This is a genomic window from Serratia surfactantfaciens, assembly GCF_001642805.2.
In the GTDB taxonomy this organism is placed as follows: domain Bacteria; phylum Pseudomonadota; class Gammaproteobacteria; order Enterobacterales; family Enterobacteriaceae; genus Serratia; species Serratia surfactantfaciens.
Genome location: NZ_CP016948.1, coordinates 3375608 through 3388311 on the forward strand (window position 1 = coordinate 3375608; position 12704 = coordinate 3388311).

The following is a 12704-nucleotide window of genomic DNA, read 5'->3' on the forward strand; positions in this document are numbered from 1 at the left end:
TATACATTGGTTTCCCGATGCGCGTTGCCGGATACTGCGCGCTATCTTTTTCCCGTGATGAAAAAATCATGAACCAACAAAACGCCCATCCGGGCCTCAGCCCGGCGCTGACCGTGCTGATCGCCATCGCAACCGGCCTGGCGGTCGCCAGCAACTACTATGCGCAACCGCTGCTGGAAACCATCGCCACCGGTTTCAACCTGTCGGTCAACCAGGCCGGCTTTATCGTTACCGCCGCGCAGCTGGGTTACGCCACCGGCCTGCTGCTGCTGGTGCCGCTCGGCGACATGTTCGAACGCCGCGGCCTGATCGTGTTCATGACGCTGCTGGCCGCCGGGGGCATGTTGATCACCGCCACCTCCGCCACGCTGCCGATGATGATCCTCGGCACCGCGCTCACCGGGCTGTTCTCGGTGGTGGCGCAGATCCTGGTGCCGCTGGCCGCCACGTTGGCCCACCCGGAAAAGCGCGGCAAGACCGTCGGCATCATCATGAGCGGCCTGCTGCTCGGCATCCTGCTGGCGCGTACCGTCGCGGGCGCATTGGCGTCGTTCGGCGGCTGGCGCACCATCTACTGGGTCGCCAGCGTGCTGATGATCCTGATGGCGCTGGTCTTGTGGCGCGCACTGCCGCGCTATAAGCAACACTCCGGGCTGAACTACCCGCAGCTGCTGGCCTCGATCTTCAGCCTGTTCTGCCGCACGCCGCTGCTGCGCACCCGCGCCATTCTCGGCGCCCTGTCGTTCGCCAACTTTAGCGTGCTCTGGACCTCCATGGCCTTTCTGCTCGCCGCACCGCCGTTCAACTATTCCGAGGGCGTGATCGGGCTGTTCGGCCTGGTGGGTGCCGCCGGCGCGCTGGCCGCCTCGCGCGCCGGTCATCTGGCGGACAAAGGCAAGGCCGGGTTGACCACCACCGTCGGCCTGGTGTTGCTGCTACTGTCGTGGATACCTATCGCGCTGGCTAAACAATCGCTGTGGGCGCTGATCGCCGGCATCCTGATCCTCGATCTGGCGGTGCAGGCGGTGCACGTCACCAACCAGAGCGTGATGTATCGCATCATGCCGGACGCGCGCAACCGCCTGACCGCCGGCTATATGACCAGCTACTTTATCGGCGGCGCTCTCGGTTCGCTGCTCTCCGCCTCGGCCTATCAGCATGCCGGCTGGTACGGTGTCGCCGCCGCCGGGGGGATTCTATGCCTGCTCAACCTGCTGACCTGGTGGCTCGGCAAACGCCACGATCCGCAGGGGCCGGCGACAATCTGATTACCTTGCAAATAGTAACCAAAGAAATTTATTAGCGGTGCAGGGTATAAACATTACTTACTCTCTGGTAATGTTCTGGGCATAAACTATTGAAACCCTATCTACCCTGCGACCCACAACCATGCAAAGCCAAGCTGCAGACAGCCTTACTCCGCCCGCCGTCAGCGCCACCTTCGCCAACGGCGTCGTCGACAGTTTGCCGATCGTCATCGGGTACGTCCCGGTGGCGTTCGCCTTCGGCCTCAGCGCCGTCAAGCTGGGCTTCTCCCCGCTGGAAAGCATTTTCTTCTCCTGCATCATCTACGCCGGCGCCAGCCAGTTCGTGATCACCGCCCTGCTGAGCGCCGGCATGTCGCTGTGGGTCTCCGCGCTGACGGTGATGGCGATGGATGTGCGCCATCTGTTGTACGGCCCGGCGCTGCGCCACCGCATCGTCTCGCGCATGTCGCCCGGTAAAACGGCGATATGGGCCTTTGGGCTGACCGATGAGGTCTTCGCCGCCGCTACCGCCAAGCTGATGCGCAATAACCGCAGCTGGAGCGAAAACTGGATGCTGGGCATCGCGCTCTGTTCCTGGCTCTCCTGGGTGGCCGGCACCGCGCTCGGCGCGCTGTTCGGCAATGGCCCGCTGGAGCAGTTCCCGGTGATCGAAGCCTCGCTTTCATTCATGCTGCCGGCGCTGTTTCTCAGCTTCCTGCTGGCCGCTTTCCGGCGCCCGCAGAGCCTGACCATCGCCGCCGCACTGGCCGGCGCGCTGCTCGGCGTGGTGCTGTTCTCCATCCCGGTCGCCATTTTGGCCGGCATCGGCGCCGGCTGTATCGCCGCCCTGTTCCAACCCGCACATGCGGAGGCCGCTCATGAACACTGATGTGCTGGTGATTGGTCTGGTGGTGGGCTGCGCCAATTACCTGTTCCGTTATCTGCCGCTGCGGCTGGCGCCGGCGCGCGCCCAACCCGGCATCAAACGCGGTAAAGCCGCCCTGCTGCTCGACAGCATCGGCATCGCCTCGATCTGCGCCCTGCTGGTGGTCTCCAGCACGCCGGTGGTGATGCGCGAACCGGACAAGCTGCTGCCGACGCTGGCGGGCTTCGCCGCGCTGGCGCTGTGCTTCTACCGCAGCAAAAGCATCATTCTGTCGACGCTGCTCGGCGCGACGGCCTTTGGCGTCACATTAAAACTGTTAATGCTTTTCGGTCCGGGCTGACACCGCTTCCGGCCATTTGGCGTTTTCATGCGCCGCATCTTTACAAACACTGACAAATGACACGAATTGCTAAATTATCCGCACGGCTGAACATTTACATTATTTGTCACCGTCGTTACTATCTCGAACGAAATTAATGAGGCCCTAAATTATGGAAAGCTCGTTTGCCCCCATAGAACAAATGCTGAATTTCCGCGCCACCCGGCAGAAAGATTTCCCTTATCAGGAAATCCTGCTGACCCGCCTGTGCATGCACATGCAAGGTAAATTGCTGGAAAATCGCAATAAAATGCTGAAGGCGCAGGGGATTAACGAAACACTGTTTATGGCGCTGATTACCCTGGATGCGCAGGAAAGCCACAGCATCCAACCTTCTGAGCTAAGCTCTGCCTTAGGCTCCTCGCGCACCAATGCAACCCGCATCGCCGACGAGCTGGAGAAACGCGGTTGGATCGAGCGCCGGGAAAGCGACAACGATCGCCGCTGCCTGCATCTGCATCTGACGCCGCAGGGGGAAGAATTTCTCAGTCAACTGCTGCCGCCGCAGCACCAATGTCTGCATTTCCTGTGGTCCACGCTGACCGACGATGAGCAAAAACAGCTGGAACAGCTGACGCGCAAATTGCTGGCACGTCTGGATCAAATGGAAATCACAGAACAGTTATCCTAATTCACAATTTCTGTTCAGGTACCTACTTATGCGATCCCCATTTAACTGGAGATTCACCCCGCTGTTCGCCGTGTTGCTGCTGGCCGGGTGCGCTTCGACCGATAATATTGCTCCGCAATCCACGCTGATGGATCCGCAGAGCCTGCAGTTGGCTCAGCCGAAAGTCAGCTCGCTGGCCGTCAGCCCGCAGTGGTGGCGCGCCCTCAAGGATCCGCAGTTGGACACGTTGATGACGCAGACGCTGCAAAGCTCGCCGACCCTGCGCCAGGCCGCCGCCCGCGTACGTGAAGCGCAGAGCGTGGTGGGCGAAGCCAACGCAGCCAACGGGCCGAACCTGGATCTGAACGCCAGCACCCAGCGCCAGCGCATACCGCAAAACGTCAATATGGGGCTGGGGTATCCACAAAAACCTATCTATGAAAGCTCCAACTCACTGGGGTTAAATTTGGCGTATGAATTCGACTGGTGGGGCAAATACCGCAACCAGGTGAACGCCGCCAAGGCGCAAGTGAACGCCGCACGCGCCGAGCAGGAACAGGCGGCGCTGACGCTGACCAGTTCGGTAGCCTCCGCCTACTACCAGCTGCAGAGCAACCTGGCGCTCGAGAAGCTGCTGCAGCAGGAAGTGAACAACAATGAACGGCTGACCGCGCTGCGCCAACAACGCTATCAGGCCGGCCTGACCGCCGTCGACGTGCCGCAACAAACCCAGGCGCAGTCCGATGCCGCCAAGCAGCAGATCCTGCAGTTGCAGTCGCAAATCGAACAGCTCAGACACCAGCTCGCCGCGCTGGCGGGCCAGGGGCCGAACGCCATGCAGCACCTTCGTCAGGTGCCGCTGCCCGCCGACAACCTGATGGCGCCGCAGGGCGAGCTGACGGCGGATCTGCTGGGCAAGCGCCCGGACATCGCCGCGCAGCGCCAGCTGGTGGAGTCTTACAGCCAGCGCGTCAGCGCCGCGCGCAAAGAGTTTTACCCCAGCCTGACCATTTCAGCCTTCGCCGGTCTGATGACCACCAATGTCGGTGGCACCAACCCGAACCTGTTTGAAGCGGCCAGCCAGGCCTGGAACGTGATGCCGGCGATTTCGCTGCCGATCTTCCACGCCGGGGCGCTGCGCAGCAAGCTGGGCGAGGAATCCGCGCTGTATGACGAAGCGGTGGAATCCTATAACCAAACCATCCTGAATGCGGTACAGGAAACCGCCGACGCCATCACTATCCAGCAGAGCTCTGCGCAACAGCAGCTGCAGGCGGCGTCCGCGGCCCAGTCGATGCAACAGGTGTACCAGGTCGCCAGTGCCCGTTACCAGGCAGGGATTATCGGGCGCGACGATCTGTTGACCAGCCAGACGCAGCTATTGCAGCAGCAACAGGCGGAGTTGAATGCCAGCAGCAATTTACTGCAGGCGAAGATAGGACTGATCCGCGCGCTGGGCGGTGGCTATCAGGCCCCGGCCGCAGCGGATTCGAAAGCATAATAATATAAGGCTTGGAGAACACCATGAGCGCAAGCGCGGAAATCCAAAACCCGCAGCAGCCGAACGGCAAAAAGAAGCAGCGCAAGTTTTGGCTGCTGTTGTTGACGGCTATTTTCATTGTTATAGGGGTGGCTTACTTAGTGTATTGGTTCCTGGTACTGCGTCATCACCAGGAAACCGACGACGCCTACGTCTCCGGCAACCAGGTGCAGATCATGGCCCAGGTGTCAGGCAGCGTGAACAGCGTCAATTTTGACAACACCGACTACGTCAAACAGGGCGACGTGCTGCTGACGCTCGATCCGACCGATGCCGAGCAGGCGTTTGAACGCGCCAAGACCGGCCTGGCCAACAGCGTGCGTCAAACCCACCAGCTGATCATCAACAGCAAGCAGTATCAGGCCAACATCGCCCTGCGCAAGACCGATCTGAGCAAGGCCGAGAACGATCTGAAACGCCGCGTGGTGCTGGGTAGCGTTGACGCCATCGGCCGCGAAGAGCTGCAACACGCTCGCGATGCGGTCGACAGCGCCAAGGCCGCGCTGGAAGTGGCGGTGCAGCAATACAACGCCAACCAGGCGATGGTGCTGAATACCCCGCTGGAACAGCAGCCGGCGATCCAACAGGCCGCCGCGCAGATGCGCGACGCCTGGCTGGCGCTGCAGCGTACCAAAGTTGTCAGCCCAATTACCGGTTATGTTTCGCGCCGCAGCGTGCAGGTGGGTGCGCAAATTGCCGCCGGTTCGCCGCTGATGGCGGTGGTGCCGGCCGATCACATCTGGGTTGACGCCAACTTCAAGGAAACCCAGATCGCCAACATGCGCATCGGCCAGCCGGCGACGGTGGTCAGCGACGTGTACGGTGACGACGTGGTGTATCAGGGCAAAGTGGTCGGTATCGACATGGGCACCGGCAGCGCCTTCTCGCTACTGCCGGCGCAGAACGCCACCGGCAACTGGATCAAGGTGGTGCAACGCCTGCCGGTGCGTATTGAGCTCGACGCCAAGCAGGTTGCCGATCATCCGCTGCGCATCGGCCTGTCGACGCTGGTGACCGTCGACACCGCCAATCTGGACGGCCACGTGCTGGCCGACGTGGTGCGCGATAAACCGCTGTACCAGAGCAACGCGTTGGCGTTGAATCTGGCGCCGGTTAATCAGCTGATCGCCGACGTGATCCATGCGAACGCCGGCTAAGCGCGCGGGAGGCCATCTTGCCACAGAAACCGCTTGAAGGCGCCCAGCTCGCCTGGATGACGGTCGCGCTCGCCATGGCGACCTTCATGCAGGTGCTGGACTCCACCATCGCCAACGTGGCGATCCCCACCATTGCCGGTAACCTCGGGTCTTCCAACTCGCAGGGCACCTGGGTGATCACCTCGTTCGGCGTGGCGAACGCCATCTCGATCCCGATCACCGGCTGGCTGGCGAAGCGCATCGGCGAAGTGCGGCTGTTCCTCTGGTCCACCGCGCTGTTCGTCCTCGCCTCCTGGCTGTGCGGCATCTCCAACAGCCTCGGCATGCTGATCTTCTTCCGCGTGATCCAGGGCGTGGTGGCCGGGCCGCTGATCCCGCTGTCGCAGAGCCTGTTGCTGAACAACTACCCGCCCGCCAAGCGAGCGATGGCCCTGGCGCTCTGGTCGATGACCGTTATCGTCGCGCCGATCTTCGGGCCGATCCTCGGCGGCTACATCAGCGACAACTACCATTGGGGCTGGATCTTCTTCATCAACATCCCGATCGGCGCCTTCGTTATCATGGCGGCGATGGCGACGTTGAAGGGGCGAGAAACCAAAACCGAGATCAAGCCGATCGACACCGTCGGCCTGGTGCTGCTGATCGTCGGCATCGGTTCGCTGCAGGTGATGCTAGACCAGGGCAAGGAGCTAGACTGGTTCAACTCGACCGAGATCATCACCCTAACCGTGGTGGCGGTGGTGGCGCTGCTGTTCCTGGTGGTGTGGGAGCTGACGGACGACCACCCGGTGGTGGATCTGTCGCTGTTCAAGTCGCGTAACTTCACCATCGGCTGTCTGTGCATCAGCCTGGCCTACATGCTGTACTTCGGCGCCATCGTGCTGTTGCCGCAGCTGCTGCAAGAGGTGTACGGCTATACCGCCACCTGGGCGGGGCTGGCTTCGGCGCCGGTCGGGCTGATCCCGGTGCTGCTGTCGCCGATCATCGGTAAGTTCGGCAACCGGCTCGACATGCGCAAGCTGGTGACCTTCAGCTTCATCATGTATGCCGTGTGCTTCTACTGGCGCGCCTATACCTTTGAACCGGGCATGGACTTCGGCGCTTCGGCGTGGCCGCAGTTCGTTCAAGGCTTCGCCATCGCCTGCTTCTTCATGCCGTTGACCACCATCACGCTGTCCGGCCTGCCGCCGGAACGCATGGCGGCGGCATCGAGCCTGTCGAACTTTACGCGAACGCTGGCGGGCTCGATCGGCACCTCGATCACCACCACCCTGTGGACGCAGCGCGAATCGCAGCATCACGCGCAGCTGACGGAGTTCGTCAACCCTTACAATCCGCAGTCGCAGGAGATGTACCGACAGCTGGAGCAGCTCGGCATGAGCAAGCAGCAGGCGTCGGCCTACATCGCCAACGAGATCACCGCGCAGGGCCTGATCATCTCCGCCAACGAGATCTTCTGGCTGTCGGCCGGGGTATTCCTGGTGCTGCTGGCGCTGGTGTGGGTGGCGAAACCGCCGTTCAGTTCCGGCGGCGGCGGGGGCGGCGGCGCTCACTAAGCTTCAATAAACGAAACGGGCGCCCTGAGGCGCCCGTTTTTTTATCCGACGAAATAAAGATTACGCCTGATTCTGACGCCACCAGTCCGCCAGCAGAATGCCGGTCGCGACGGAAACGTTCAGGCTTTCCACCTTGCCGGTGCCGCCGATGGACACGTTCATGTCGCCTTGCTGCCAGGCGCTGTCGCTCAGACCGTCGCGCTCCTGGCCCAGCACCAGCACCATCTTGGCCGGCAGCTTGGCCTGCGCCAGCGCGGTGCCTTTGTGGCTGGAGGTGGTGACGATGGTGTAGCCCGCTTTGCGGAAGGTATCCAGCACCGACAGGAAATCGTCGGCGTTGATCGCCTTGATATGCTCCGCGCCGCCTTCTGCGGTGCGCACCGCCGCGCCGGACTCCAGCAGCGCTGGATCCTGCAGCAGCACGCCGTTGACGCCGAAGTGGGCGCAAGAACGGACGATGGCGCCCAGGTTATGCGGGTTGCCCACTTCTTCCAGCGCCAGCACGCAGTCGGTCGCCGGCGCGGTTTTCAGGTAGCTCTGCGCATCCAGACCCTGACGTTTTTTGATCAGGAAGCACACGCCGCCGTGGTGCTCGGTGCCGGAAGCCTTGGCCAGCTCTTCCTCGTCCACCACGTGGTAGGCTTTGCGGTTCGCCGCCATCCAGCGCAGCGCTTCGCGGAAGCGCGGGGTGACCGACTGCACGAACCAGGCGCGCACGATCGCTTCCGGACGGCTGGCGAACAGCGCCTGACAGGCGTTTTCACCGTAAACGCGGGTTTCTTCCGCGCGCTGGCGGCGCAACTGTTCCGGATCGATAAAGCTTTTGCCGCTGATGCCGCCGTGATCGAACGCCGGCTCTTCATTCGGCGCGCGCGAAACGGTTCTCCACGGCGACTCGTTGCCACCGCGATCTTCTGAGCGCGCCGGACGGCGAGGACGATCGCTTTCACTGCGGCGGGAGTCGGCGCCGCGACGATCGTTGCCGCCGCGCGCCTTGTCTTGGCCGGTGCGGCCCGAGCGCGCACCGTCAGCCGGACGGCCTTTGCCGGCCGGACGTTTATTCTTGTTGCGGTCGTCGCCGTTGTCGTCGTCGCTGCGGACGTACATCACTTTGACTTTACCGTTCTTGCCACTAAATGAATCGTTCATTGTCTTCTCCACCAACGCGCAGGGCGCGAAGATTACCTGATGTTGGTGCATGAAGCCACCAACTTGCGCTAAAAGCTCCCAACTATCACATCCATTGAACAAACCTCATTGTTCATGCGCCGGGTTTTGCCGATAATTGTCAGCATTAAAGAAACATCTCCGCAACCGCGTTGCGGGGACCATGCTTTCTCTATACCCGAGGTCAACATGAATACAGTTTGTGCAGCTTGCAATGCCACCAACCGTGTGCCGGAAGAACGTCTGGCGGACAACGCGAAATGCGGCCGCTGCGGCCACGAGCTCTTCGACGGTGAAGTGATCAACGCCACCGCCGCCACGCTGGACCAGTTGCTGCAGGACGATCTGCCGGTCGTGGTCGATTTCTGGGCGCCGTGGTGCGGTCCGTGCCGCAGCTTTGCGCCGATCTTCGAAGACGTGGCCGAAGAGCGCGCCGGCAAGGTGCGCTTCGTGAAAGTGAACACCGAAGCCGAGCCGGAGCTGAGCGCCCGTTTCCGCATCCGCAGCATCCCGACCATTATGGTGTTCCGTCAGGGCAAGATGGTCGACATGCTTAACGGCGCGATGCCGAAAGCGCCGTTTGACAACTGGCTCAACGAGTTGGTGTGATTCGGCAAGTATAGGCCGTATCCCGCCATCGCGCGCGAACGCCCCCGATCGAGCCCGCCTCTCCCGGCGGGCTTTTTTCTGCGTTACAATAGCGGTTTTTCCCCAGGATCGTTATGACCGACAACGCCGTACTTCGCCTGCGCCAATTCCGTTTAGACCGCGCCACCCGCCCCTTCCTGGCGCGCGGTTGCCGGGTGGCGCGTTGTCAGGGTTGCCTGCTGCCGCATAAAAACTGCCTGTGCGACACCATTCGCCCGCAGCAGGCCGGCAGCCGTTTCTGCCTGATCATGTTCGGCGCCGAGCCGCTCAAGCCCAGCAATACCGGCCGCCTGATCGCCGATATCCTGCCGGACACCCAGGCGTTCCTCTGGTCACGCACCGAGATCGATCCCGCCCTGCTGGCGGCCATCAACGATCCGACGCGGCAGCCTTACGTGGTGTTTCCCGCCTCTTACGCCGACGCCGAACGCCCGGTGTTCAGCGAGCTGCCCGCCGGCGGTAAACCGCCGCTGTTCATCATGCTGGACGGCACCTGGGCGGAAGCGCGCAAAATGTTCCGTAAAAGCCCGTACCTCAATCAATTCCCGGTATTTTCCCTCAACGTCGACGCCGCATCGGATTATCAGCTGCGCGAAGCCAGCCGCGCCGAGCAACACTGTACGGCGGAAGTGGCCGCCGCCCTGCTGCAACAGGCGGGCGATCTGCCGGCCGCTGACGGATTGAATCAGCATTTCCGCTATTTCCGTCAACAGTATCTGGCGGGAAAACCGACCCGGCCGGAGGCACCGGTCACAGCAATGTAGCCATAAAGCGCCTAAAATCAGGCGTAACGTTGCCAAAAGGAGCCGTGCATGAGCCAGCGAGGGTTAGAAGCGCTACTACGTCCCAAATCGATCGCCGTTCTGGGCGCTTCGCAACAGCCGGGCCGCGCCGGCAACCTGATGATGAGCAACCTGCTGGCCGGCGGTTTCAGCGGGCCTATCTTGCCGGTCACGCCGCGCTACAAGGCGGTATGCGGCGTCATGGCCTATCCCGACGTCGCCAGCCTGCCGCTGACGCCGGATCTGGCGATCATCTGCACCCACGCCGACCGCAATCTGGCGCTGATCGAAGCGCTGGGCCAACGCGGTTGTAAAACCGCCATCGTGCTCTCTTCGCCACCGGAACAGTTCGCCGAGCTGAAAGCCTGCGCGCAGCGCTACGCCATGCGGCTGCTGGGCCCCAACAGCCTGGGATTGCTGGCGCCGTGGCAGGGCATCAACGCCAGCTTCTCGCCGGTGCCTATCCAAAAAGGCAAGCTGGCGTTTATCTCGCAGTCCGCCGCCGTGGCCAACACCATTCTCGATTGGGCGCAACAGCGCGAGGTCGGCTTCTCCTATTTCATTGCGCTGGGCGACAGCCTGGATATCGACGTCGACGATCTACTCGACTTTTTGGCGCGCGACGGCAAGACCAGCGCCATCCTGCTGTATCTCGAAAACATCAGCGACGCGCGGCGTTTTCTCTCCGCTTCGCGCAGCGCCTCACGCAACAAACCCATTCTGGTGATCAAAAGCGGCCGCAGCCAACAGGCGCAACTGTTGCTCAACAGCCAGCTGGGGCTGGACGCCGCCTATGACGCCGCCATCCAGCGCGCCGGTCTGCTGCGCGTGCAGGATACTCACGAGTTGTTCTCGGCGGTGGAAACCCTCAGCCATATGCACCCGCTGCGCGGCGAGCGGCTGATGATCGTCAGCAACGGTGCGGCGCCGGCGGCGATGGCGCTGGACGAGCTGCTCGGGCGCAACGGCAAGCTGGCGACGCTGAGCGATAAGAGCCTGGCGACGTTGAGCGATGCGCTGCCGGATTTCATTCGCGCCGGCAACCCGCTCGATCTGCGCGACGACGCGACGCCGCAGCGTTACCTGGCGGCGCTCGAAGCGCTGCTCGACAGCCACGACTATGACGCGCTGCTGCTGATCCACGCGCCGAGCGCGGCCGCGCCGGGCACCGCCACGGCGCAGCGGCTGATCGACGCGCTGCACCGCCATGCGCGCGGCAAGCGCATCACGTTGCTGACCAACTGGTGTGGCGAATACTCCTCGCAAGAGGCGCGACGGCTGTTTACCGAAGCCGCCATTCCCACCTACCGTACGCCGGAAGGCGCGGTCACCGCCTTTATGCATATGGTGGAATACCGCCGCAACCAGAAGCAGCTGAAAGAGACGCCGGCGCTGCCGGTTGGCCTGACCGCCAACACCGCCGACGCCCACCGTCTGATCCACCAGGCGCTGGCCGAAGGGGCCACACAGCTGGATACCCACGAGGTGCAATCCATCCTGCAGGCCTATGACCTGAGCACCCTGCCAACCTGGATCGCCGAAGACAGTGCCGAGGCGGTACACATCGCCGAACAGATCGGCTATCCGGTGGCGCTGAAGCTGCGTTCGCCGGATATCCCGCACAAATCGGAAGTTCAGGGCGTGATGCTTTATCTGCGCACCGCGACCGAAGTGCAACGCGCGGCGGAGGCGATCCTCGACCGCGTGAAGCGCACCTATCCGCAGGCGCGTATCCACGGCCTGTTGGTGCAGAGCATGGCCAACCGCGCCGGCGCCCAGGAACTGCGCATCGCGGTGGAACAGGATGCCATTTTCGGCCCGCTGATCATGCTGGGCGAAGGCGGCGTGGAGTGGCGTCAGGAAAATCAGGTGGCGGTCGCGCTGCCGCCGCTGAATATGGCGCTGGCGCGTTATCTGGTGCTGCAGGCGGTGAAAGGCGGCAAGATCCGCGGGCGCAGCGCGCTGCGGCCTTTAGACATCCCCGGGCTAAGCCGCTTGCTGGTGCAGGTTTCCAACCTGATCCTCGATTGCCCGGAGATCGCCCGGCTGGATATTCACCCGGTGCTGGCTTCCGGCAGCGAATTCACCCTGCTGGACGTTTCGATGCAGCTCGCGCCGTTCAGCGGCGATCCGCAGGCGCGGCTGGCGATCCGCCCTTATCCGCATGAGCTGGAGGAAACCATCGCGCTGAAAGACGGCAGCCAGTGCCTGTTCCGCCCGATCCTGCCCGAAGACGAACCGGCGCTGAAGCATTTCATCGACCGGGTGACCAAGGAAGATCTCTATTATCGCTACTTCAGCGAGATCAGCGAGTTTACCCATGACGATTTGGCCAACATGACGCAGATCGACTACGATCGAGAAATGGCCTTTGTGGCGGTGCGCGCAGACGAAATCATCGGCGTGACCCGCGCGTTGTCCGATCCGGACAACACCGATGCCGAGTTCGCCGTGCTGGTGCGTTCCGACCTGAAAGGGCTGGGGCTGGGCCGGCAACTGCTGGAAAAAATGATCGCCTATGCGCGCGCCCATGGCCTGACCCGCCTGAGCGGCATCACCATGCCGAATAACCGTGGCATGATCGCGCTGGCTCAGCGGCTGGGCTTTGGTATCGAGGTGCAGCTTGAGGACGGCATCGTCAATTTGACGCTGCCGCTGCAGGCCGCCGACGCGCAGTGACCTGCGTCGCAATGCGCTACGAATCCACCACTTAACGCCAAAACATACGCACA

General features: G+C 62.4%; 11 protein-coding genes. 10 read left to right on the forward strand and 1 reads right to left on the reverse strand.

The window, feature by feature from the left end:
- The first annotated feature begins 68 nt into the window (after positions 1-68).
- The 7 genes from ATE40_RS15930 (at position 69) to emrB (ending at position 7375) form a co-directional block, all read left to right on the forward strand.
- On the forward strand, positions 69-1268 hold the full coding sequence (locus tag ATE40_RS15930) for an MFS transporter (protein WP_025160248.1): 1200 nt from the start codon (positions 69-71) through the stop codon (positions 1266-1268).
- A gap of 121 nt (positions 1269-1389) precedes the next feature.
- Entirely contained in the window at positions 1390-2136 is a 747-nt protein-coding gene (locus ATE40_RS15935; RefSeq protein ID WP_019455591.1) for an AzlC family ABC transporter permease, read from the forward strand.
- Positions 2126-2473: an L-valine transporter subunit YgaH gene (gene ygaH, locus ATE40_RS15940; protein ID WP_019455592.1), complete on the forward strand. Its 348-nt coding sequence runs from the start codon at positions 2126-2128 to the stop codon at positions 2471-2473. Before ATE40_RS15935 ends, ygaH begins: the two co-directional genes overlap by 11 nt.
- A 151-nt stretch (positions 2474-2624) precedes the next feature.
- Complete coding sequence (gene mprA / locus ATE40_RS15945) at positions 2625-3143, forward strand: transcriptional repressor MprA (RefSeq protein WP_025160249.1); 519 nt, start codon at positions 2625-2627, stop codon at positions 3141-3143.
- 28 nt (positions 3144-3171) lie between these two features.
- Positions 3172-4623, forward strand: a complete 1452-nt coding sequence (locus ATE40_RS15950; RefSeq protein WP_025160250.1) for an efflux transporter outer membrane subunit — start codon at positions 3172-3174, stop codon at positions 4621-4623.
- Between the two features lie 23 nt (positions 4624-4646).
- Positions 4647-5819, forward strand: a complete 1173-nt coding sequence (emrA, locus tag ATE40_RS15955; RefSeq protein WP_063919962.1) for a multidrug efflux MFS transporter periplasmic adaptor subunit EmrA — start codon at positions 4647-4649, stop codon at positions 5817-5819.
- 17 nt (positions 5820-5836) lie between these two features.
- On the forward strand, positions 5837-7375 hold the full coding sequence (gene emrB, locus ATE40_RS15960) for a multidrug efflux MFS transporter permease subunit EmrB (RefSeq protein WP_019455596.1): 1539 nt from the start codon (positions 5837-5839) through the stop codon (positions 7373-7375).
- Between the two features lie 60 nt (positions 7376-7435).
- On the opposite strand, the gene ATE40_RS15965 is transcribed toward emrB, so the two are convergent.
- On the reverse strand, positions 7436-8524 hold the full coding sequence (locus ATE40_RS15965; RefSeq protein WP_019455597.1) for a tRNA/rRNA methyltransferase: 1089 nt from the start codon (positions 8522-8524) through the stop codon (positions 7436-7438).
- A 207-nt stretch (positions 8525-8731) separates the two neighbouring features.
- On the opposite strand from ATE40_RS15965, the gene trxC reads away from it, so the two are divergent.
- From trxC to ATE40_RS15980, 3 genes are all read left to right on the forward strand, one after another.
- Positions 8732-9151 carry a thioredoxin TrxC gene (gene trxC / locus ATE40_RS15970; RefSeq protein WP_004928868.1) on the forward strand — a complete coding sequence of 140 codons (420 nt, stop codon included), beginning with the start codon at positions 8732-8734 and terminating at the stop codon, positions 9149-9151.
- Between the two features lie 113 nt (positions 9152-9264).
- Positions 9265-9954, forward strand: coding sequence for a tRNA-uridine aminocarboxypropyltransferase (locus ATE40_RS15975; RefSeq protein WP_033649762.1), 690 nt, complete (start codon positions 9265-9267; stop codon positions 9952-9954).
- Between the two features lie 48 nt (positions 9955-10002).
- The gene (locus tag ATE40_RS15980; RefSeq protein ID WP_063919963.1) at positions 10003-12651 is read left to right on the forward strand and encodes a bifunctional acetate--CoA ligase family protein/GNAT family N-acetyltransferase; all 2649 of its coding nucleotides are present in this window, start codon (positions 10003-10005) and stop codon (positions 12649-12651) included.
- Positions 12652-12704: the final 53 nt, after the last annotated feature.